At 67.3% G+C, this 22,660-nt stretch carries 14 protein-coding genes; 13 read left to right on the forward strand and 1 reads right to left on the reverse strand.

Annotated features, from left to right (window positions below):
• Position 1 precedes the first annotated feature (1 nt).
• The 8 genes from RJ05_RS06865 to RJ05_RS06900 all read left to right on the forward strand — a co-directional run bounded on the left by RJ05_RS06865 (position 2) and on the right by RJ05_RS06900 (position 10,426).
• Positions 2–1,516, forward strand: a complete 1,515-nt coding sequence (locus RJ05_RS06865) for a PPE domain-containing protein (RefSeq protein WP_036534406.1) — start codon at positions 2–4, stop codon at positions 1,514–1,516.
• Positions 1,513–1,863, forward strand: a complete 351-nt coding sequence (locus RJ05_RS06870; RefSeq protein WP_051016307.1) for a YbaB/EbfC family nucleoid-associated protein — start codon at positions 1,513–1,515, stop codon at positions 1,861–1,863. Before RJ05_RS06865 ends, RJ05_RS06870 begins: the two co-directional genes overlap by 4 nt.
• Positions 1,860–2,621 (forward strand): hypothetical protein, encoded by a 762-nt coding sequence (locus RJ05_RS06875; RefSeq protein WP_036534408.1) that lies wholly within the window; start codon positions 1,860–1,862, stop codon positions 2,619–2,621. Before RJ05_RS06870 ends, RJ05_RS06875 begins: the two co-directional genes overlap by 4 nt.
• The gene (locus RJ05_RS06880) at positions 2,618–2,974 is read left to right on the forward strand and encodes a hypothetical protein (RefSeq protein WP_036534410.1); all 357 of its coding nucleotides are present in this window, start codon (positions 2,618–2,620) and stop codon (positions 2,972–2,974) included. The genes RJ05_RS06875 and RJ05_RS06880 overlap by 4 nt, the downstream gene beginning before the upstream one ends.
• Positions 2,975–3,034: 60 nt before the next feature.
• The gene (locus RJ05_RS06885; protein ID WP_138445734.1) at positions 3,035–3,313 is read left to right on the forward strand and encodes a hypothetical protein; all 279 of its coding nucleotides are present in this window, start codon (positions 3,035–3,037) and stop codon (positions 3,311–3,313) included.
• A gap of 15 nt (positions 3,314–3,328) precedes the next feature.
• Positions 3,329–5,935, forward strand: coding sequence for a hypothetical protein (locus RJ05_RS06890; protein WP_036534413.1), 2,607 nt, complete (start codon positions 3,329–3,331; stop codon positions 5,933–5,935).
• A 100-nt stretch (positions 5,936–6,035) separates the two neighbouring features.
• The gene (locus tag RJ05_RS06895; RefSeq protein WP_036534415.1) at positions 6,036–8,075 is read left to right on the forward strand and encodes an ESX-1 secretion-associated protein; all 2,040 of its coding nucleotides are present in this window, start codon (positions 6,036–6,038) and stop codon (positions 8,073–8,075) included.
• A 98-nt stretch (positions 8,076–8,173) separates the two neighbouring features.
• A complete protein-coding gene (locus tag RJ05_RS06900) occupies positions 8,174–10,426 on the forward strand; it encodes a hypothetical protein (protein ID WP_036534417.1) in 2,253 nt (750 codons plus the stop codon).
• A 189-nt stretch (positions 10,427–10,615) separates the two neighbouring features.
• On the opposite strand, the gene RJ05_RS06905 is transcribed toward RJ05_RS06900, so the two are convergent.
• On the reverse strand, positions 10,616–11,698 hold the full coding sequence (locus RJ05_RS06905; RefSeq protein WP_036534419.1) for a hypothetical protein: 1,083 nt from the start codon (positions 11,696–11,698) through the stop codon (positions 10,616–10,618).
• A gap of 206 nt (positions 11,699–11,904) precedes the next feature.
• On the opposite strand from RJ05_RS06905, the gene RJ05_RS06910 reads away from it, so the two are divergent.
• The 5 genes from RJ05_RS06910 (at position 11,905) to RJ05_RS29230 (ending at position 22,654) form a co-directional block, all read left to right on the forward strand.
• On the forward strand, positions 11,905–12,840 hold the full coding sequence (locus RJ05_RS06910; RefSeq protein ID WP_036534423.1) for a C40 family peptidase: 936 nt from the start codon (positions 11,905–11,907) through the stop codon (positions 12,838–12,840).
• A 549-nt stretch (positions 12,841–13,389) separates the two neighbouring features.
• Positions 13,390–15,147, forward strand: coding sequence for a type VII secretion AAA-ATPase EccA (eccA, locus tag RJ05_RS06915; RefSeq protein WP_036534426.1), 1,758 nt, complete (start codon positions 13,390–13,392; stop codon positions 15,145–15,147).
• A 79-nt stretch (positions 15,148–15,226) separates the two neighbouring features.
• The gene (gene eccB, locus RJ05_RS06920) at positions 15,227–16,783 is read left to right on the forward strand and encodes a type VII secretion protein EccB (protein WP_036534428.1); all 1,557 of its coding nucleotides are present in this window, start codon (positions 15,227–15,229) and stop codon (positions 16,781–16,783) included.
• Positions 16,784–16,845: 62 nt separating this feature from the next.
• Positions 16,846–20,799 carry a type VII secretion protein EccCa gene (eccCa, locus tag RJ05_RS06925; RefSeq protein WP_249040569.1) on the forward strand — a complete coding sequence of 1,318 codons (3,954 nt, stop codon included), beginning with the start codon at positions 16,846–16,848 and terminating at the stop codon, positions 20,797–20,799.
• A gap of 481 nt (positions 20,800–21,280) precedes the next feature.
• Positions 21,281–22,654 carry a PPE family protein gene (locus tag RJ05_RS29230; RefSeq protein WP_081597201.1) on the forward strand — a complete coding sequence of 458 codons (1,374 nt, stop codon included), beginning with the start codon at positions 21,281–21,283 and terminating at the stop codon, positions 22,652–22,654.
• Positions 22,655–22,660 lie beyond the last annotated feature (6 nt).

The raw sequence follows: 22,660 nt of genomic DNA on the forward strand, positions 1-22,660 counted from the left end.
TATGGCGATGAACGTCGATCCGGACGAGCTCGTCGCAGTGGCGGCCCGGGCGGCCGAACTGGCGCGCACCACGGGCGCTGCGATCCCGCGTGGCTGGGTCATGCCCGCGGGCGCCGACCCGATCTCCGCCGAGGCCGTGCCTCGGCTCAACGCGCAAGCCGGTGCGCTGTTCAACGGAATCATCCAGATTCTGAACCAGATTCAGAAGCATGCGCACAACATCGGCGCCGCGGCAGTGGATTACACCCGCGCCGACGACGAGGGCGGGCGACGCATCGGCGGTAAGGGCAGCGAGGTGGCGACCAACCCGGTGCCCGCGGTGGAACAGATCGGGCAGCGTCGCCTGCCTCCTGCGCTGACCGTCCCGCCGGCGGGCGGGTCGGTGGACCCACTGACCTTCGCGCAGCAGTTGCACAATGGTCCCGGTCCGGGATCGGCGTTGCGTTTCGCCGATTCGGTCCGCACCTTCGCCGCGGGCACCTATGCCGAAGCGCTCGGGCTCATCGATCACGCCGCCGGCATCATGCGCAAGTGGACGCCCGTCGGTACCAAGGTCGCCGACGATCTCACCGCATACCGCGGTGTACTCGATCAGCTCGGCTCCGGGCTCGGAAGACTGGCAGAGGGCGTGGATTCCTACGGCAACGCCTTCCGCACCGCCAAGGCGAAACACCCGACCCCGCAGGAGATCATCGCCGCGCGCAAACAGCTCGTCGCGGCCATGCGGTCCAAGAACCAGGCCGCCGTGTCGGCGGCGCTGGCGAAGTTCCAGGAGCAGAACGCCCGCTCGGCCGAAACGGTGACCGGGTACACCGCAGAAGTCGAATCCAAGGTGCCGGCTGCTGCCGCCGACGCAGCGGCCGCCGGCGCCGGCACAGGCGGCGCTACCGGTGGCGCGGAGCAGGGTGGCGGCTCCGGCAGCGGCAGCGAGGCGGCGATGATGCAGATGCTGCCCGCCCTGCTCAGTGCGATGGGCGGCATGGGCAATATGGCGGGTATGGGTGCGGGCGAGGAGCCCCTGTACGACGACTACGCCAGTGAATACGACGATCTCGGTGTGCCGGACTTCGGTTCGGCCGGTTTCGGCGGTGGTGGCGGCGGTTTCGGTGGCGGCGGCGCGGGCGGAATACCCTCGGCCGCGGATGTGAGCGAATACGCGGTCGGGCCGATGCCGACCGCATCGACGACCGGCGGGACGGGCGCCTCATCGTTGCCGCGTGCTCCGGTGATCGAACCGCTGGCCGGAGCATCGTCGAGTGGTTCAGGCGCCGCGCGCGGTGCCGGCATGCCGATGATGCCGTACATGCCGATGGCGCCGGGCGCTGGTGGCGCGGGACAGGGCAATAACGAACGCAACCGAGTCGTCGCATGGCATCCGGACCGATTGATGTATGTCGACGACACCCCGCATACCGAGGCCGTGATCGGCGAAAGGCCGACCATCGCGCCCACGGTGACCGCACCGACCCCGACGCCAGGAAATCAGGCGCCGACCCAATCCGGAGGTTCCGCATGAGCAATATCCATCCAGATGTCCAGGCGGCACTGGACGCGGCCCGCGATCTACGCCATCGCATCGCCGACCTACGCGAGCGCATCGATGCCGTGCGCGCCCGCAGGCCGTCGCCGTCCGGCGCGGTGATCCCCGAGGTGGACGCGATGGGCCGGCTCACCGGGCTGTACCTCGCACCTGGCACGACCGACCGTTTCACCAGTGCGGAGCTGGTGGAGGACATCATGGCCGCCATCCGGGAGAGCACCGGAGACGCCGCCCGGCAGTACCAGGTGATCATGGGTACCGTCGCGGCCGATGAGGCCGAGCGCACCGAAGCAGAGCCCACCGCCGCGGGTGCCCCGTCGTGAGCGACGGCTCGGTCACCACCGCCGACGTGGTGCGCTGGCTACATCAGGAAGGCCTGTCGCGGCTCGCGGCGGTCGGTGCGAACCGGCCCGAACCGGTGGCCGCATACACCATCGACGTCAGCTCGGGCATGGTGACGGTGCATCCGGCGGCCACGGGTGGCAAGGGCTCCGATACCAGCAGTATCGCGGCCGACGATCTGCCGCATCCTGGTGGTTCGACCGGGCGGCTGGTCATCGTCGGAATCACCACCGCCGAATCGATCCTGGTGGTGAACCTGGCGGCGTCGCTGATGATCTCGATCGACGGTGATTTTCCCGAAGGCGCCGCCCGCGCCTGGGTGAGCCAATTGCTGTTGAATCCGGATGTCACCTTGACCACCAACTGCACCGACGTCGCCGTCGAGGCGACGCCGCGCTGCAAACAAGCGTTCATTCCCGGCGGTGGTGGCTCCATCATCAGCGTGGACGACGGAACGCCTCCCGTCACCACCATCACCCTCAACGCGGCCGCTGACGGACCCGATCGCCTCGACATCGCGGTCGATGGGATGGGCGAGATGTATCTCGGTACCAAGTTCTGGCAGGTGCGACATGTCATGAAAATCAGCGACGGCGCGTGGTCGGCGTTGACCGGCACCCTCGCGGGCGAGAGCGCCGCGCCGACGGCGGACATCGGACCTGGCGCGGGCGCGACGGCCCCGGCCACCGACCGGCCGCCACTCATTTCCAGCCGACCGACAGTGGAGAACATTCGATGACCGACGACCGACCGATCGACTACGACGACGAGAGCGACGACACCGCGCCGGACTGGTCCGCCATGATCTACGAGGTCTTCAACCCCGACCACACGGTCGGTGTGGCCTGCGACCGTGACGGTGAGGTGGTCGGCCTGCACCTGACCGACGAAGCCCGCGACAACGGCGATACGTGGCTCGCGGCCGAGATCCTGCGGGTTGCGAAGCTGGCGCATCTGAAATCACGGGTCGGGTTGCGCACCGAGATGGAGCACAAGGGCACCCGCCCGTACACGATCGATGCCTTCGATCTGCCCACCGAAACGTCCTACCGGGCAATGGAAGCCGCGGAATTCGGGTCATCAGCCCGCTGACCACCAGAACCTACGCGCAGACAGGGAGCCGACATGCTGGATATGGAAGAACCACCAGAGGTGATCGCCGCCGCGGGCACCTTCGTCCGCGCTATCGAGACGGTCAATGGGCAGGTGGGGTCCATCACCGACGCGCTGGTGCATTTCCGCAATGCTGATTCCCCGCTCGACCATGCGACGGATACGGTGCTCGACTGGATCGTCGAGGTCTTCACCGCGAGCCGCTCCACCAGCGCGAATTCATTGCTGGAGACGCTCGTTCAGACCACTGCCGGAGCCACCGCCGTCGAATCGGCCGATCTCGACGGCGCGACGCGGGTGCGGCGCCAAACGATCTGAGCGCCGGAACCCTGGATGGAGCCAGATCAGTCGAGCCCCCATTGGCAGGCCATCGTCGGTGACGACTGGCCCGATATCTCACCCTCGGATTGGCGAGGCCTGGAACAGGTCGTGCGCACCGGTGCGGCGGCGTTGAACATCGGCGATGCCGGGCGGGCACGCCGGGCCTTCGACGATGTGGTGCGGGCAAGTGCGGGTTTGGAGTCGGTCAAGGAGCGGATGCGGGTGCAGCAGCACGGCCCGCAGGCCTTTGCCGACGCATTGTCCGCGGCCGCCGACACCTTCGGCGCGTTCGCGGACCTGGTGTACCGCACCAGGAATCAGATCCTCGATATCGTCGATCGCGCCGACCGGCGGATCGCGGCGATCGAGGCCGAACCCGACGACGATGACGCTCCTGGCGATTCCAGCGATGATGATTCCGCCGAGGAGGACGCCGCCGAAGCGGCCGACCGTAGCGCCCGGATCTCCGCCGAGGTCTCCGCCGCCAGGGCAGAAGTCGTCGATATCGTGCGCACCGCTGTGCAAGCGATCAATCCGCAAGAGCTGCCCTCGTTGGCCGCGATCGCCGATGCGCTCGGACAGCCGAGTCCATGGGGTGGCCGGCACGGCGGTGGCTCCGACGCCCCACCGCGGGTGCGGCGCCCGTCCGAGGTGCATCAACCTGTGATCGGTCCGGTGCCGGGATTCGAATTGCCGCATCTCGCGCCGCGTGATCTGGTGCATCTGCCGGGATTACGGACCATCGACTTGCCGGGGCTGCTGGCGCCGTTGTTCGACGGCTTGATCGAAATCCTCGAGCGGCCGGAGATCGTCGAGGTCGATCAGCCGATAGCCACCGGGCCCGATGCGCCGGTGTCCACCGATCCCGCGCCCCGAGCCCAGGCTCCCATCGAGTCGTCGCCGCCACCGCCCGCTGCGCCGGGGCAGGACCCGGTTCCCGGGGGCGCACCGGTCAATGCCCGGCCACCGGCGCCGATGGCGGATCCGATCGATCGCCCCGACCACCGCGACAGCACACAGCCAGTCGATCGCCTGGCCGACCACCGGCAGCCGGGTGCCGGGCCCTCGGACGAGCCGGCCGCGGCAGGTGCCGATCATCGTGGGCGTGGTCGAGGGGTCTCCGAGGCTGCGGCGTCGCGAGATGCGGCATCGGACGCCGGCCCCACCGTCTCGAACGACCATCCCGATCCGGCAGAATTGTCGTTGCTCGCGGGAGCAGCCGGCAGCCAACAGGATTCGAACGATCAACAGTCGGCAGGACCGGCTGTGTTGCCACCCCCGATCATGGCCACCGGCCCAGCGGCGGCGAACCCGCAGGTGCCGGCAGGCGCGCCCGCGGCCAGCGCGCCATCCACCAATCAGGTGGGGGCCTCTGCCGCAGCCGACCCCGGCAGAACACAGGCACCCGCGCCGAAGCCAGGTGTCATCTCCGCCCCGGCGGCTGCCGGCGGTGTCGCTCCACCCGGCGTGTCCGCCCCGGGGGCGGGGAAGGGACAACCGACTGCCGAACCCGGGCATAGCGCGGAGCGATCGGCGGAATCCGAAGCGAACAGCAGTGATCTGCGTGCCGTCGTCGGCGCAGCGATGACTGCCTCGGCGGCCCCCGCCTTCTTGCTCGGCGCCCGCGTCGACGGCGATCTGGTGCTTGCCCGGACCCTGCTCGGTGGTGTGCTGGCAGCTGTCGACGCCGGTGCCATCGGCGTGGACTGGGCGGTATCGGTCATGCGTCATGCGGGGGGAGTCAGCGCGTTCATCACCTCCAACGAGGGCCGCGGCTGGCTGCCATCCGGTGTGTATCTGCCGCGGGAGATGACGACCCCCTGGATGTGGTCGGTTTCGGATGGCGTCGCATGGGAGGGCGTCGCCGACCCCGCACGCGTGCTCGCCGAATTCGCAGTGGCGTGGGGACGCAAATCGGGCGCTCGGCTGACCGCGCTGGTATCGGCCCAACCCATCGATCGCCGATTGCGTGGGCAACTCGGTGAGGTGGCGCTGGAGGGTTCGGTCCAGCCGTCGAACACCATGGATATGACGTCCTCGGACGGCGGCCGGGTCGACAGGCTGGAGCTGATCGCGTCACCGAAACTGTTGCAGCGGGTCGCGAAAGTACCCGCCAACGGCATCGGCCCACGCTGCCTCGACCTGGCCCTTGACGCCCATACCCGGGTGGCTGCCGGCGGGTTCACCTCGCCCGAGGCGATGGGCGCGCCGCAACAACGCGAACGTATCCTCACCACGCTGCGGCGCGGACGCGAGGTGCCCGCCGAATGGTGGGAGGAACTACTGGACACCGATGACCTGCTGGCCGCAACGATCCTGCCGAAAAGATTCGACGTCGCACGGATCACGCTGGGGGAACTGCGTTCCGAGCTGGACGGCGCCGCCGCGGCCGAGTTGCGGGCCCTGCGGTCGCTGGTGTTCGAACGCCGCTGCAACGAGCTGGTGCTGCTGGCCGGTAACCCGACTCGGCAGGAGCTGCGCGACGCGGTGTACGCCCACGGGCAGGTCGTCGGGCATCCGGCGCTGACCGAAGGTGCGGGTGCCCCCGGCGGCGGTGGCTCTCGCGGCGTTGTCCGGCCCACGATCTCCACCGGGCCCGGTGGACGAGCCCGCCGGTGAGCTCCGCCCGGCCGCGCGTACCCGCCGAGCATCATTCCCTCCCAATTCTGGGAAGGCTCGACAATGGTGGGGTCGGTGGTGGGAAGAGGATTGAGGGAGCATGCCGGACAGGCTGGAGATCGAACCCGAGGTGCTACGCCAGCTGGCAGACCAACACGACCAGGTGGCTGACGATACCTGGCAGTGGGCGCAGCCGCCCACCACGTGGCTCAGTACCTTCATCCCGACCTACGGCAAAATCGCTCAACCCGTCTACGACGCCCTGACGGAGTACTACAACGCCCGCCAACGTGCCGGTGAGGCGCTGGCTCGCGAACACCGGCAGACGGCCGCGTCCTTGCGTGCTTCCGCCGATGCCTACGAACGCTCCGACGACGACTCCGCCGCCAATATCCGACGCGCCGGCCAGGGCTTCGATGGTCCCGCGCCGACGCCAGGCACGTCCTCGCCTGTCGATACGACCGGGCCGAACACTCCCGCGCCGACCGCGCCGACGACACCGACAGCGGATCAGCCGGTCCAGGCACCCACGGCCACGCCTGGTTCGTCGATGCCGCCTGCCGACAACGTCACTCCCGGCGCCACACAGGTTCCCGGCGCCACGCAGGTTCCCGGTCAGCCCGGGCCTGCCGGTGCCGACCCCGCCGCGACGGGCGCTCCGGGTACATCCGCACCCGCGGCCTCGGGGTCGACCGGCATGCCTCTCGGCACCGGAGTCCCGTCGGCCGCCGACCCGACCTCCGGCTCGACCACGCCGCCCGGCGCCCCCACCTCCGGCGCCCAAACACCGGGCGGGGTCGTGCCCCCGTCCGCCGCGGGCGCGGCACCGCTCGGTCCTTTGGGGCCGGTGGCCATGCCGTCCGACGATCGCGCCGCGACCCAGCCGCCGGCCGCCGTGAACGGCCAGGCCGATACCGGAGTGCCGATCGTGCCGACACCGTTCAGCCAGGCGGTCGCCGCTGCGAAGGACAAGGCGGCCGAACCGGATTACGTTGTCGGCGAACCGGTCAACGACGATCTGCTCATCGCGCGGACCCTGCTCAGTGCGGTGCTGGCAGCCGTCGATTCGCCGGTCGGGATGTCGTGGGCGGTCTCGGTCATGCGCGGGCCCGCGGGTGCAGGCGTATTCATCACCTCCAACGAGGGGCGTGGCTGGCTGCCTGCGGGTGTGTACCTCCCGCGCGAGGTATCCAGCCCATGGATCTGGGATGAGCTGCTCGATCCGGAATCCGACGGCGGCGCTTCCCCCTGGGAAGGGGTCTCCGATCCCGCGCGTGTACTCGTCGAATTCGGGCTCGCCTGGGGCGCGAAGGCGAACGCCCAGCTGGCCGCGCTCGTGTCCTCGGGCCCGATCGACCCGGGGTTGCGCTCGCGGCTGCCCGAGGTGGCGATGGAGGGCCTCGTCGGCCCGGCCTACGACGTCGACCTGCGGGTGCTGACCCCCGATACCATCGACCGGCTCGGTCTTGTCGGCTCGGTGTCGGCGCTGGAACAGATTGCCGCCGTACCGGACTCGAAGGTGCGGGAACGCTGCCTCGAGATGGTTCTCGACGCTCACGCACAGGTCGGCCGCTCGGTATCGACCCCGCCCGGCGCCGAAGGTCTGCGTGCGGTGCGCGAACGGATCCTCGCCGCGGTCCAAGCAGGTGCCGAGGTACCGCGCGCCTGGTGGGATGAACTGCGCGATGCCGACGATCTGCTCGCCGCGTCCATGCTGTCGCAACGCGTGGACGTGGGCCGGGTCGGACTCGGTGAACTGCGCGTCGACGACGAGGTTTCCACGCTGCGCGCCATGGTCTGGGAACGCCGCTGCAACGAACTGACCCTGCTGCTGGCCCGGGAAACCGACCGGCAGAGCCTGCGTGATGTGTTCTTCGCGTACGAACAGGTGGTCGGCCACCCGTCCTTCGTCGCGGTTCCGGCCGCAGTCACGACCACCGACACCGATCGGGTCGACCGTCCGGTCACCTCGACGGGCGCGGTGTCGGCGCCGATGGTCGACGCACCGGGAGGGGTGCGCCCGGTCACCGGGCCGGCAACCGGCGCCGTCGTCGCACCGAGCTCGGGGCCTGCCGTGGTTCCCCCCGCGGTCGCACCGCCGGCGATCACGCCTCCGCAGATCACCCCGCCGAATCCGTAATGATCGAGCCATTGGTCGAACACTGATGATTCGAGGATCTGGAGAGCGCGTGCCGCTGAGCGTGGCCGCCGAAGCCGCAACGGTGAGGAGGTGATCAGATGCCACCGGATGAAGATGGCGGCGAGCCGAAGGACGAGTCCAAGGCCGGCCAGGAGAAGCAGACGAAGTCCACCTTCGACGACAAGGGAAAAGAGACACCGGGCAATACCCTCGCGGCAGGCGGCGATTCGCTGCGTCTGCCGGGAAAGGACAAAACCTGGCTCACCACCGAGCTGCAATCGGAGAACAAGGAATACTCGCTGAAGTTCGAGGACGGCAATCTCGTCCTGAAGCATGAATCTGGAAATCTCCTGTGGAGTTCGGAAACCAAGGGCTCCAGCTGGGCCGGAGATATCACCAGTCTGAAGATCGGGCCGGATGGTTCCCTTCGGATCATGCATAGCGAGGACAAGCACCCGTCTCTGTACTCGCCGCAGATCGGTTGGTCGTCGGAACCTGGAATGGGGGATATTCCAGGCGCCCGGATCGTCCTGCTCAACGATGGCAGTCTCGTCGTCAAAGACGACAAGAACAAGACCAGAATGGTCATCTCGCCGCCTGACGACGGCAAGACTCGCGATGTCCAACTCTATGATCCCCGAGTCGCTTCCGACGGTCTCCGTGCCTATATAGCGACGGCGGAGACAACCCTGCAGCAGCAGGTGTATCAGCTCGGGCGGGGTACCCCGTCGGCGGCGCCGAACCTGTCGGAGCTGTTGCGCCGGGAAGGGTTGTCCGACAAGTTCAACTCCGGCGAGGCGGTGGAAAAGTACACCGTGAGCGTAGAGAAGATTCTCGAAGTCAAGGAACTGCTGAAGAAGCAGAACGCGAGCATCGAGGAGTCTGCGGAAGAAATGCGTGAGGAGGGGATGCGCGCATACAACAAGATCATGACGAAGGTGGACACCCTCGATGATTTTCTCCGTGAGGTGGATTCCGCGTTCCTCGACAAGAACAAGGATGGCAAACACGACTACGAGACAGAGATGGATGACTCGTCCGATCGTTATGTCATCAAGCCGAGCAACGAGTATCCGATCTTCAAGGAGATAGACGCCTGTCTCGACAGCGTCTACAAGCTGGTCAAGGACGTATCGGATTGGGCGGAGCGAAAAAAGGTAGAGGTCGAGCAGGAAAAGCCTGGCGACATCAAGGAAACCAATCCCGGTGACCCGAAGCCCACAGGTCCGAACGGACCGACCGGGCAGAATTGGACAAACGGGCCGAACGGTACGTACCAGCCGGACACGAGCACCAACACGCCGACCGGGAACCAAGACTTCAGTGGCCTCTACGGCGACCTGCTCGGCGGTGAGAAGGAGAAGGGGCAGGACGGTGCGCTGAACCCGGATGGCACCAGCGCCGATGGAACAACGGGTCCGGGGAGCAATTCCGAGTTCGGGCGGTTGTTGAATGCGGCGCTGAGCGATCTGGAGAAGGCGTTGACCGGATCTGCCGAGGGGCAGAATGGTGCCGTGACGCCGGGTGGCGCGGTGCAGCAAGCCGGGTACCGCGGCGGTGAGGGGCAGGCCGGGGGCCAGCAGGGTGGCAGCGGCGGCGGTGGCGGCATGAATCCGATGATGGCGATGATGCCGATGATGATCCTGCCGCAGCTCATGGCGGCCATGAACAAGTCGCGCGAAGACCGGGAACGTGAACGCGAGCGCGAGGAGGACGAGCGGCGCGAGGAAGAGCGGGAGAAGGAAGAAGCGACCGTTGCCGCGGCCGCGGCGCCCCAGCCGCCCGGCGCACCGGCACCGGGCGCTGATATGCCCGCGGGTGCGACCGCTGCTGCCGACGCGACCCCGCCGCCGCCACCACCAGTTGGCGGTCCGAAGACGATGGTCGACATGAAGCTGCCCGACGGTTCGACGCAGAAGGTGTCGTCGGTGGTGGCGCAGGCGGTGCAGAAGGAGATGAGCAACCCGATGGGCAGCGATGCCAGGGCTGCTTATGCCGGAACACCGGGACAATCGGCGCCGGGCAGTCCGTGGGTGTCGGTGGAGAGTTCGAACCTGCGCACCGGCGACGTTGTGCAGTGGACCAACCGAACCGGTTTGCTGCTGGTCACCGACGCCGGGGTGCAGGTGCTGGTCAATGGCCAGGCCGTTCCACTCGATCCGAACAACCCGCCGGACGGCGGCAACGGCGACTACGGCACCTTCCAGGGATACTTCCATCCCACCGGTGCCGACCTCGATGATCCGGGCCAACTGGCCGCCGCCGGTGCCGCGCCGCCCGCGGTCACATCGGGACCGACCAGCCCGCCCCCGCCGCCCGCCGTGCCGAAGCCCGCGCTCGACCCCAGGTGATCTCCCGCCGCGTTATCGCGGTGGGTCGAGCGCGGCGGCTGCCGCAATGCGGAATGCCGACCCGGGTTTCCTCCGGCATCACCGGGTTCCTGCCGCACATTCGTCGCGCGACGGTGGGAAGGCGCGGGTGGACGGTCGGACTCTGTCGACCCGGCCGCGGAAGCGACTGGGGTGCCGAGAGAATGCCAGTTATACGGAAACCGGTTGTGCCGGTGTGGCTCCGGCCTGAGCGTTGTCTCCCGGAGATCCCGGCTGCGACGCCGGAGTCGCGGTGGCCGCCGGCGCATTCGGATCGGCCGTGGGCGCGGCCGGGCTGCCGGGCTGCGCTGCCGGATCGGCGGGTGTGGCGCCCTCTGCCGGGGCGCCGGGTCCGCCCTCTTCTTCCTTGGTCTTTTCCTCGTCCTTGTTCAGCAGCTCGGGCAGCATCTGTGCCAGCGGCATCAGCCCCATGGGCAGCATGCCGAGCATCGGAAGCAATGAACTCAACAGGTCGCCGCCACCACCGCCGGACTGGCCGCCCGCCTGACCACCGGTGGGCTGACCACCTGGTGCTCCAGGCTTCCCGCCGCCTGCCGTACCGCCGCCGGTGTTCTCGCCGGGTTTGGCGGGCGTGCCGTCGGCAGGCTTGTCCTTGCCGCCGCCCGCCATCTGCACGTTGAGGTCGGAGGTGGACAGGACCTTCTCGTACACGGCCTCGATGGCCAAGCTGATGTTGTCGGCGATTCTGGCCTCGTCCGGGGCCTTGAGTTTGCCCTTGCCCTCGTACGCGTTCAGCTTGGCTTGTAGCCCGGCCACGATGTGTTTGATCGCCCGGAGGGTGTTGTTGCACTCGGCCGCCACCACCTCGGAGGTCTTGGTGACCTGATCGTCCATCGAGCGCAGCTTGAGGTGTTTGGCCTCGGCCTTTTTCACCGCTGCTTGATAGTCGAAGACGGCTTTGCCCTTACCCATGTCCTTCGCGGGCAGAATCGGACGCACGAGCTCGTCCAAGTGCGGTGGCAGCAGCGTCATACCCTTGCCGAGCAGATCGACCGCGGCCTGGATCACCTGCTGAGCGATCGACAAGTACAGGGTGAGGCCGGTAGAGGCGATGGCGCCTTTCGGCATCTCCAGCTTCACGATCCACAGGTGTTTGCCTTCGCCCGCCGGGCGCGCGGGGGCGGCGATGGCAGCCGCCTTCGTCGGCCTGTCGTCGTCGGCCTTGACGACTTCGACCGTGGCCTGGCCTGTCTTCGGGTTCGTGGCGACACTCTTCGCCCCGGTTTCTGCCATGTTGCCGACACCGCCCTCCAGGAATCCCCACCATTGTCCAAGCTCCCCACAATTGGGAAGTATCAGCGTTCGTTGTGCGGGTGCAGGGTGACGCATAGTCGAACCCAACCCTCACACCGAGAGAGGGGCGTTGAATCCGGGCAACCGCGAGATCGATGAGACCCGGGGGAGAGGTGGTCGGGGATGAGGGATGACGAGACGATCACATGGCTACCGATCTGACCGAGGACCTGAACGGTGTGTTGCGGTCCCTGCTCGGACTGTACGGAGCGGGGGATCCGGCGGCCGGGACATCCGCGTCGCTGGCCCAGCGGATCGCCGCCGACATGAGTACGAGTCAAGGCCGGATCGCGACCGGTTACAGCACAGCCCGCGGAACGCACACCGTCGCGGTCGAAAAGTATTCGGGGCGAGAGGGCGTCGTCCACAAGGCGGTCGCGGAGTCCGGGACCGGCACCATCAATGGTCGCGGCACGATCAACCACCAGATCGCCGACCTGCAGGATCGGATCCGCGCGATCGCCTCGGTCGGTGACACCCGGTTCAGTGGCCCGGCGTTGCTTGCCACGGCGCAGTCCACGATCTCCAACGCCACGAACCAGGTCAATGCCGATGTGGACGCCGCACGGCGCCAGGCCGCGCAGATAACTCCGCCGACGGCTCTGTCGCCGGTTCGGCACCGGACGAGCTCGCCGCGCCGACGCAGACGCCGATATCGGCCGGGCGGCAGGCGCGGGCGATACCGGGCCCCATCCACCGGCACCAAGGGCGGCCGGGCGGTCGAGGCGGCCAGCGCGTGGCTCGGCACGCCGTATGTCTGGGGCGGCGGCGGTGCGGGCGGACCGACCGGTGGCGGATTCGACTGCTCCGGCCTGACCCAGTACGCGATCGCGCAGGCGAGCGGCGGTGAGGTGATCCTGCCGCGCACCACCTATGAGCAGATCTACAGTGGTGAGCGGATCCACCCGCGCGACGTCCAGCCTGGTGACCTGGTTTTTCCGGCAGGGTCGTTCAGTTCCCGCGGACCCGAACATGTGCAGTTGGCGGCCGGCAACGGCATGGTTATCGAGGCGCCGTACACCGGATCGGTGGTCAAGTGGACGCCGATGACGAGTGACGCGGTGGTTGTGCGCGTGCTGTAGCTGGATGGGTGCGGCGGCCGATAGCTCGCCATGCCGACCGGCCGCCGCGTAACAGGTCATCAGGATGAGGGGACTGTTGACCCGAAACCGAAGATACCGCTACTCAACGGCACGGTCAATGGTGTGCACTTGAGTGGTCTCGACCTTCCCGTGGCGGTCCCTGTTGATGAGCGGAACTTCCGCTGAACGAGGTTGTCGACCGTGGCGGCGCTGTGGTTTCGCGGCATGCGACTGAGCTGCTGGTGGTCGACCAAGTGGACCGTGCGATGCGACAACCGGCGCCGGATCGCGGCGGCCGGGTTGTCGCATCGCGGAAAGGGTTCGGGTGAGAGGTGACCCGTCGACCCGATTCGAACTATACCCAGGTGTGTCGAGCCGTCAAATAATGAACACATAACTAACGGCGAGTATCGTGCGGTGGTCGCCGCGCCGACGGACATGGTCTGCGACATCGGGTGCTATTCCCAATCCGGGGAATGTTGTCCGATGGTTGCGTCGGTCACCGGTAGCTATCGTTCGCACAGGCGAGATCGGCGGAAGGAAATCCGAGTGTCAGCGGCCGAAGACGCGTTCTATACGGGCGTGCAGAGTCTGGGTTTGGTTGCAGGTGGTGTGCGCAATGAGGAACAGGCCGCTGCGGCCTTCGCTGCGGCCACCGACCTCGATCCCGATATGTGTGATGCCTGGCTCGGCCGGGCCATGGCCGGTGAGGTCACCCCGGAGGTGATCTACGGCGCCTACCGCTCGGTCCACAATCTGTATCGAGATCAGCAGCGGGCGGGCTTGGTCGAACGTGCTCTGTGGTGTCAGGTCGAGATCGGCATGTACGGCCTGCGGGTGGCCATGGCCGATCGCGACCAGATCGCTATCGCACAGGCCTGTTCCTACGCCGATGCCGGCGAATGGCAGGAAGCCGCAGACATTCTGGACGAAGTCGCCGGCGATGACGTCGCCGAGTTCGTTCGCATGTCGCTGTACTACCGGTCCGGCAGATGGCCCGATGTGCTCACCGTCCGCACCGCGAAACCCGCGCTCGAAGACGGGCTGCTGGACATCGCCGCTGAACTGATGGCGGCTGGAGCGCTCGCCCATCTCGGCCGTTTCGGTGAGGCCCTGCCGCGGGCACAGCGCATCGTGGAGGACAGCTCGTCGGGCAACCTGTCCTACATCTGGGCCGATGCGCACTATCTGCTCGGGATGCTCCTGCGGCACACCGGCGATCACGACACCGCCGAGAAGGTCCTGAAGGGGTTGCAGGGCTCGGGTCTGTGGCCGGATCGCCCCGAATGGCAGATGGCAGTGCGGGACAAGGCGTACCGCCTCGAGGTCACCACCCCAGAGGTCATCGCCTCCCGCACCGACAAATGGGATCCGAAGTCCGGGGACGACCCGGCCGAAGTGGCGGCGGCCTCGGCTCGCGCCGAACGCGATGCCCTGCTGGCCGAGGCCTCTGACCTGTTGCAGGCTCAGATCGGCATGGACTCGGTCAAGGAGCAGGTCGACCGGCTCAAATCCGGTGTGCTGATGGATCAGGTTCGCGCCAAGCGCGGTTTGAACGTCGATTCGAAATCGCAGCACCTCATCTTCTCCGGCCCGCCCGGTACCGGTAAGACCACCATCGCCCGCGTCATCGCCAAGATCTTCGCCGGCCTCGGGGTGGTGGAGAACGCCGACGTGATCGAGGTATCGCGCAACGACATGGTCGGCACCCACCTCGGCCACACCGCGCCGAAGACCAACGCGCTCATCGACTCCGCGCTCGGTGGGGTGCTGTTCATCGACGAGGCCTACACCCTGATCCAGGAAGGCCTGTCCGGCGGCGACGCCTTCGGTAAGGAAGCCGTCGACACGCTGCTGGCCCGGATGGAGAACGACCGCGACAAACTGGTCGTGATCATCGCCGGGTACGAGGACGAGATCGACCGCTTCCTCGCCTCCAACGACGGTCTGGCCTCGCGTTTCACCAAGCGGGTGCGGTTCTCCAGTTATGACGCCGACGAACTGGTGCAGATCGCGGATCATATTGCGCGCAAAAAGGATTCGATTCTCTCCGAACAGGCCCGCGAGGTGCTGCGGGACCGGTGCCAGGAGCTGGCGAGCCAGACCAAGAACGGCCGGCGGCTGATCGACCTCGCCGGTAACGGCCGGTTCATCCGCAATGTGGTCGAGGCCGCGGAGGCCGAACGTGACTATCGCTTCACTCGCCTCGACGTCGATATCGCCGCTATGTCCAACGAAGAACTGATGACCGTGGACGCCTTCGATGTGTCGGCGGCCCTGGCCGGCCTGACGCCTTCGGCGAGCTGAACCATCCGACTGCCGTGCCGGACGGCACCGGACGTGGCGGCGCACGTCCGATGTCGAGTCGGCGGAAGGAACTGAACCGGTGGCGCGCTTTCGGGTAGTAACCAAGCACCAGATCTCGGGCTGGCGTTTCCTGCTGCACCGGATCGAGCACGCGTTGGTCCGGCGCGATGCCTCGATGATCGACGATCCACAGCGTGGCCGTTCCACCGCGCTGGCGATCGGCGTCGCCTTGGCCTGCGTATGTATCGCCGGTGCGGCCGTGATGGCCTTCTTCAAGCCGGCCAAGACCATCGGCAATTCGAAGATCGTCGCGGACAAGGACACCGGCGCACTGTATGTCCGAGTGGGCGACCGGCTGCATCCGGCGCTCAATCTCACCTCGGCGCGGCTGATTGCCGGTTCCGCGGACAAGCCGGTCGAGGTCTCCAAAGACCAGCTGAGCAAGTTTCCGCGTGGACCGATCGTCGGCATTCCCGGCGCGCCTGGACAGATCAGCGACAACGGTGACCGTGACTCCTCATGGGCCGTGTGCGATACCGCGCGCACCGGCGCCTCGGCGCCGGTGAGCCCGGAGACCGGCCTGCCGACCCTGTCGCGCTCGGCCCTGCGCACCACTGCGATCGGTGGGCCACTCACCGTGGACGGCGATGCAGTGCGCGAGCTGAGCGGATCGGATGCGCGGCTGCTACGAGGCGAAAGCACCACGTGGCTGGTGTATCGCGACAGCGAGCGCGGGGTGGTGCGAGCTGCTATCGATATGGCCTCCTCGCCGGTGATGCTCGCATTGGGTATCGACGCCACCGCTCCGGTTATGGCGGCGTCGTCCGGTCTGCTGGAAGCGATTCCGGAAGCGCCGCCGATCCGAGTGCCCGATGTTCCGGGCGCGGGTGAAACGGTCACGCTCGGCCGCGACCACACCGCAACGGTCGGGTCGGTACTGACGGTGTCCAACCCCGACCGCGGCGCGTCTTACTACCTGGTGTCCCAATCGGGCACGGTGCAGGTCAGTGCCGTGCTGGCGGCGATGATCCGCAATGCCGATTCGCAGGGTGCGGTTGCCACCGCCACGGTCGGCCCCGACGTCATCGCGTCGAATCTGCGGCCGGGCGCGTGGCCGGGCACAGCGGCCTACCCGACCGAACCGGTGCGGTTGATCGAACCCGAGGTATTCGGCGTGACCTGCTACCACTGGTCGCGTTCCGGCAGCGAGCCGAACGCCGCGACCAGGATCCTGTTCGGCAGGCAGTTGCCGTTGACGACCGAAGAACAGACCAGGGCTGTCGATCTGGTGACGGCTCCGGCCTCGCGCGGCAGCACCGCCGATGCCGCCTATCTGCCGCGCACAACCGGCCGTTTTGTCCAGGTCACCGGTGCCGATCCGGCCTCGCCGCTGCGTGAGTCGTTGTTCTGGATTTCCGACAGCGGTGTCCGCTACGGTCTCGCGGTCGAGCTCGGCGAACAGACCGGCCGCGACCCGACGCTGACTTCGCTGGCCTTGCGGGCTCCGGTGCCCGCACCGTGGAGCATCGTGTCCCTGTTCGCGGTCGGTCCTGCCCTGTCGCAACAGGACGCACGCACCCAACACGACGGTATTCCGGCCAATATGACCGGTGCCGGATTCGGAGGTACCCGGTAGTGAGCGCCACGCGTCGATTCGTCCGGCCGGCTCGGATGGTGCGTGGGCCCAAGGCGCCCGCGGTGACGGAACTGCGTTTGCAGCCGCCGACGGAACTGCCGAAGCCGGTCCCGATGTCGAAGCTGCGGATGATCATGCCGGTGATCATGGTCGCGGCGATGGTCGGGATGATGGTCATGATGTTCGGCCGCGGTGGTGGCACACCGTCGCCGATGATGCTGATGTTCCCGCTCATGATGCTGGTGTCGATGTTCGGCATGATGGGCGGCGCCATGAGCGGCAACGGCAATGGCGGAGCCGGCAGCCTCAACGAGGAGCGCAAGGACTATCTGCGCAGCATCACCGACAACCGCAAGACTGTGCACGAATCCGAACAGGAACTGCACACTTATCTGCGCTACACCCACCCCGGTCCGGGCGGGATCAGCAGGCTGGTCGGCGGCAATCGGATGTGGGAGGTGCAGGTCGCGAGCCCGCAGTTCCTGCGGGTGCGGGTCGGTCGCGGACGTATTGCGAACCAGGTGCGGGTGATCGTGCCGGAGGCCGCGCCGACCGCCGACCTCGATCCGGTCGGCGTGGTCGAGGTGACTCGATTCGCGAAGGCCTACTCCACCGTCGGCGGGATGCCCGTTGCGATCAACCTGCTCTCGGCACCGCAGATCGCCATCGACGGTGATCCGAGCGCGGTCACCGCGCTGGTGCGTGCGATGGTGGCCGAGATCGCGGTGCTGCACGGCCCGGATCAAGTGGCGATCGCCGCGGTGCTGGCGCAGCCGGACGCGCCGGAATGGGCCTGGTTGAAATGGTTGCCGCACGCCCAGCACAGCGACACCACCGACGCCATCGGTTCCAGTCGGATGGTGTACTCGACCGTCGGGGAGCTGCGGACGAAGGTGCTGGCCGGCCTGAATCGCGGCCCGTTCTCCGCCAACAGCGAACCGGCCCTCGACCGTAAACATTTCGTACTGATCGTCGACGTGGGTGGCGCGGCGAACGAACGCGACATCTCCGGTATCGACGGCTGCACCTGGCTGCGGCTCGGCCCAGCCGAGCAGACACTGCCGCGAGCGTTGAAGTTCCGGGTGGAGTCCGACCGCTCCCTGAACGAGATCACCTCGCGCGGGCCGCGCCGGGTCGGCGTCGCCGATGCCATGACGGTGCCTGCGATGACCACCCTGGCCCGCCGGATCTCGCCCTACCGGCTCTCCACCGTGGTGGAAGCGGTGGTCGCGGAGCAGTCCAGCGGCGGCACCTCGTGGGAAGAGATGGTCGGCATCGTCGATCCGGGCAGTATTCGGGTGGATCGGCAGTGGCCCTATCGACGCGATGCCGACCGGTCCCGGCTCAATATCCCGTTCGGCTACGACCCCACCGGCAGCGTGGTGCATCTCGATATCAAGGAATCGGCCGAAGAAGGCATGGGCCCGCACGGTATGTGCATCGGCGCCACCGGTTCGGGCAAGTCGGAGTTCCTGCGCACACTCGTGCTTTCGGCCGTCGCCGAACATTCGCCCGACGTGCTCAACCTCCTGCTGGTCGACTTCAAGGGTGGCGCCACTTTCCTCGGGTTCGACCGGCTCTCACACGTGACCGCCGTCGTCACGAATATGGAGGAAGAAGCCGACCTGGTCACCCGTATGGAGGACGTGATCAACGGCGAGATGTCGCGGCGGCAGCGAATCCTGCGCGATGCGGGTAACTTCGCCAGCGTCGCCGACTACGAACGAGCAAGGGAGCAGGGCGCGCAGCTCGATCCGCTGCCGACGTTGCTCATCATCCTCGACGAGTTCGCCGAACTGCTCGAACAACATCCGAGCTTCGCGAAGCTGTTCGTCGCCATCGGCCGGCTCGGGCGCTCGCTGCGTATCCACCTGCTGCTCGCCTCACAGAAGGTCCCGGCGAACCGGATGGGCGAGCTGGAGGCGCATCTGTCGTATCGAGTCGCCCTGCGCACCAACCAGACCAGCGACTCCCGTGACGCCATCGGCACCGCGGATGCCTACCACCTGCCCAAGAAGCCCGGCGCGGGCTATCTGCGCGTCGGCTCCGGTGATCTGCAACGATTCCAGGCGGCGTACGTCGGATCGCCGTATGTGCCACCCACCCAGGCGGCCTCGGCCGGCGCTCAGCGGGCTCGCCGCGCCGGAGGCGGGTATCGTCCGCCGCAGCGTTTCATGTCGGGCTTCATTCCCGAGCTGCGCCCGGAACCGGTGGCCGAGCCGAACCTTCCGATGCGCGACGAGACCGGCGATGACGGCGATCCGGTGACCGTGATGGAGACCGTGCTGGCGCAGCTTGCCGGCCACGGCAGGCCCGCGCACAAAATGTGGCTGCCGCCGCTGAACGTCGCGCCGACGCTTGACCAGCTCGTCTCGACGGTCCCGGCAGGAAGCCTGCAGCTGCCCCTCGCGGTGATCGACAAGCCGCGCCAGCAGCGCCAGGATGTGTGGTCGGTCGACCTGTCGGCGGCGGGCGGGCATGTCGCGGTCGTCGGCGGACCGCAGTCGGGTAAGTCCACCGCGTTGCAGACGCTGATGATGTCGGCGGCGCTGACCCACACACCCGAACAGGTGCAGTTCTACTGCTTGGACTTCTCCGGCGGTTTGTCCGGCCTGCGGAACCTGCCGCACGTGGGTTCGATCGCTTCGGCCCGCGACGGTGACCGCATCCGGCGCACCTTCGCCTTGATCAACGCCCTCATCGCCTCCCGGCAGAGCATGTTCGACCAGCTCGGCATCGACACCATGCGGGAGTTCCGGCGCAGGCGCAGCTCACCTGCGGAGTCGGCGGAACTCGTCGCGCACGGCGATGTCCACGGCGACGTCTTCCTGGTCGTCGACGGCTGGGACATCGGATTCTCGGCCACCGGGCCCTATTTCGACGAGTACCTGCCGATGATGGAGTCGATCGCGCTGCAGGGCCTCAACTTCGGCGTGCACTTGGTGATCAGCAGCTCGCGCTGGGCCGCCATCCGGCCGGCGATCAAGGATCTGCTCCAGACGCGATTGGAGATGCGCCTGGGCGATCTGACCGATACCGCGTTCCTCAATCACCGCAATGTCGTCGCGATGATCCCGTCCGACCGCCCCGGCCGGTGCATCTCCAACGAGGGTCTGCATATGCTCACCGCACTGCCGCGTATCGACGGCAACAGCGATGCGGAATCGGCGGGCGCAGGCGTTATCGCGGCCATCGAGCATCTGAAACAGCAGTACCAGGGCCGCAGGGCACCCGAGGTCCGGTTGCTGCCGTCGCAGATCGCGCTCTCCGAGATCCGCGCGAACATGCCCGAACCCGCCACCCTCGCACAGCGGTTGATCGTCCCGTTCGGAGTGCGCGAATCCGATCTGAGCGCCGCGGCCGTGGATTTCGGGGTGTCGACGCATTTCATCGTGCTCGGCTCGTCCGGCTCGGGTAAGTCGACTGTGCTGGCGGCACTGCTGGAATCGATTCGCACTCAGTTCACGCCCGACCAGGCCCGGGTGCTGATGATCGACTATCGGCGCAGGCACATGGACGCGATCCCGGAAGAACAGTCCATCGGCTACCTCACCAGCGAGCGGGATGTGCTGGAGAATCTGCCCGCGTTCGTGGCGAAGATGAGCAGCAGGCGCCCGCCTGACAACGTCACCGCGCAGCAGCTCAAGGAGCGTTCCTGGTGGAGCGGACCGGAGATCTTCGTGGTGATCGACGACTACCACATGGTCGCCCAGCGCGGTATCGCCAACCCGCTCGACGCGCTCAAGAGCGTGGTGGTCGACGGTCGTGACACCGGCCTGCACATCATCGCCGCGCGCAATATCGCCCAGGCGGATACCGCCATGTACGACAACGTGATCGGCCAGATGAAGAACCTCAACTCCTCTGGCCTGGTGATGGACGGATCGAAACTCGACGGCATCTTGATCGGTGATGTGAAGGCGGCCAAGCAGCCCGTCGGCCGAGGCATTTTCGTGGAGCCGCTGCACTCGCGTAAGGATCTGGTGCAGGCGGCCTGGGTCCCGGAGAACAGCTGATCACTGGCCTGCGAGCCCGTGGCGATCGCCACAAAATCGGCGATATCTCCAAGGGTGGGAATGGCTTACCGTTCCTCTTGTACCGCTCGATACCACGCGAGCGGCACCGATCCCTTGGAGGTTTCGATGGCATTCTCGTTAGAACCTACACATACCGCAGCGGTCAGCGGCCAGCTGAGCATGCTCGAAGCGCAGTTTGCCGCTGTGATCGGAAGCTCGGCGGCACGAGCCATGCCGGTACCGTGGGCAGGCGATTCGGTGACCGCGGGGTTGGCATCCGCCTTCGGTCCCGGGTATGCGCCGAGATTCTTTCAAACGACTGTCGACGGCTGTTCGAAATTCACCGGTGGCCGACACGAAATCCCCGCGGTAGTGGCCGAGTACACGGCGGGCGACCTTGCCGGGGGTGGGGCGGTCGGCTCGCACACGCTGAGTTTCATGCAGTAGCACTCCGTCTCCGCTGACGAGAGCTGGTGTCACCATGTTCCCTTTCGATTTTCTGGCGTTGCCGCCAGAAGTGAATGCGGCACGGATACTTGGCCCCGGCCCGGGGCCGATGATCGCGACGGCTGAGTCATATGCCGAGCTGGCCCGCGGCCTGGCCGCCACCGCAGCCGGGTCCGAAGGGGCGATGGGTGTGCTGGGCGGTGGTGGGTGGACCGGCCCATCGTCGGATATGGCGCAGGGCGCATTCCACAAACACGCACTGTGGCTGCGCGAACATGCACTGATGGCAGCCGAGGTCGCCACTTTGGCGGCCGAGGCCGTGGGAGCGTACGAACTGGCATTGTTCACCATGCCACCGCTACCGGCGGTGCTGGCGAACCGCGCGCTCAGCACGAGCCTCGCGCTCAGCAACGGGATGGGGCAGAATACCGCCGCGATTCTCGCGCTGGAGGCGCTCTACCTCGGAATGTGGGTCCAGGCCGCGAACGCCATGTCCGCGTATGCCACGACCGCCGCAGCGTTGATTTCGGCGCTGCCGCCACCGATTCCGGCACCGCCGATCTCCTCCAGTACGCCGACAGTGCCGGACGGCGGCGGATTCGACCTGCTGCCGACGAACGGCAATCCGAGGATCGACCAGGGCAGACCGCCGCTCACCCAGGATGTGGTCGGTCCGAGGCCGGGCGATCCGCCCGGAAAGCCTCCGGTCGACAACGGAATCGCAAATCCGGATCAGCCGCCCCCCGATATCGGCCAGCAGGGCGGCCCCGACCCCACCCAAACCACACCCGATCCGACCCAGCCCGGACCCGACCCGACCCAGACGACGACACCGCCCGAAGCTCAACAAGCCATCTCGGATGTGGAGCAGGCGATGTCGGGGATGAACGATTCGCTGGCCGAACCCGGCCAAGACGGCAACGGCGAATCCGACTGGCAGCACGGGTTTCACGGAACCTCGCCTTACTCCACCACCCTTGCCGGGTTGACCGGCGGCGTGGGCAGTCTCGTCGCCATCGGCATGCTCGGCGGCGGGCTCGGCTCCATGTCGGGTGCGGCCTCCGGGTTCCGGATGCCCGCCAACTGGGCGCCGGGATCCGGTACCGCGTTCGGCGCGGGCACGGGGGCGGTCCAGGGCGCTCCCGCGAGCGCACCCCGTCGCGGTGTCACTGCTCCGGTCGCGCGCATGCGCCGCCGGCGCAAGGACGAGGAGAAGGACAAGCCGGCAAAGGTTTTCGTGCCGGGAGAAGAGTTCGAGGTGCCGGTCCTCGAGCGTCCGCCCGCGATCGGCGTCATCGAATACGACGATGACGAGACAGAACTCGACATCGTCGCAGACGCGGTGCTCGTCGGAGTGCTCGAACACTCCGATGACGAGGCGGCGACCACCACAGAACGTCCCCGGTGACCCACA

The sequence above is a fragment of the Nocardia cyriacigeorgica NBRC 100375 genome (assembly GCF_000308555.1).
In the GTDB taxonomy this organism is placed as follows: Bacteria; Actinomycetota; Actinomycetes; order Mycobacteriales; family Mycobacteriaceae; genus Nocardia; species Nocardia cyriacigeorgica.

What these genes read in the sequence shown, in the direction of transcription:
- RJ05_RS06890 (WP_036534413.1), top strand. Translation starts at nt 3,329, where the DNA reads ATGGAGCCAGATCAGTCGAGCCCCCATTGGCAGGCCATCGTCGGTGAC.
- RJ05_RS06895 (WP_036534415.1), top strand. Translation starts at nt 6,036, where the DNA reads ATGCCGGACAGGCTGGAGATCGAACCCGAGGTGCTACGCCAGCTGGCA.
- RJ05_RS06870 (WP_051016307.1), top strand. Translation starts at nt 1,513, where the DNA reads ATGAGCAATATCCATCCAGATGTCCAGGCGGCACTGGACGCGGCCCGC.
- RJ05_RS06910 (WP_036534423.1), top strand. Translation starts at nt 11,905, where the DNA reads ATGGCTACCGATCTGACCGAGGACCTGAACGGTGTGTTGCGGTCCCTG.
- RJ05_RS29230 (WP_081597201.1), top strand. Translation starts at nt 21,281, where the DNA reads ATGTTCCCTTTCGATTTTCTGGCGTTGCCGCCAGAAGTGAATGCGGCA.
- RJ05_RS06880 (WP_036534410.1), top strand. Translation starts at nt 2,618, where the DNA reads ATGACCGACGACCGACCGATCGACTACGACGACGAGAGCGACGACACC.
- RJ05_RS06905 (WP_036534419.1), bottom strand. Translation starts at nt 11,698, where the DNA reads ATGGCAGAAACCGGGGCGAAGAGTGTCGCCACGAACCCGAAGACAGGC.
- RJ05_RS06900 (WP_036534417.1), top strand. Translation starts at nt 8,174, where the DNA reads ATGCCACCGGATGAAGATGGCGGCGAGCCGAAGGACGAGTCCAAGGCC.
- RJ05_RS06865 (WP_036534406.1), top strand. Translation starts at nt 2, where the DNA reads ATGGCGATGAACGTCGATCCGGACGAGCTCGTCGCAGTGGCGGCCCGG.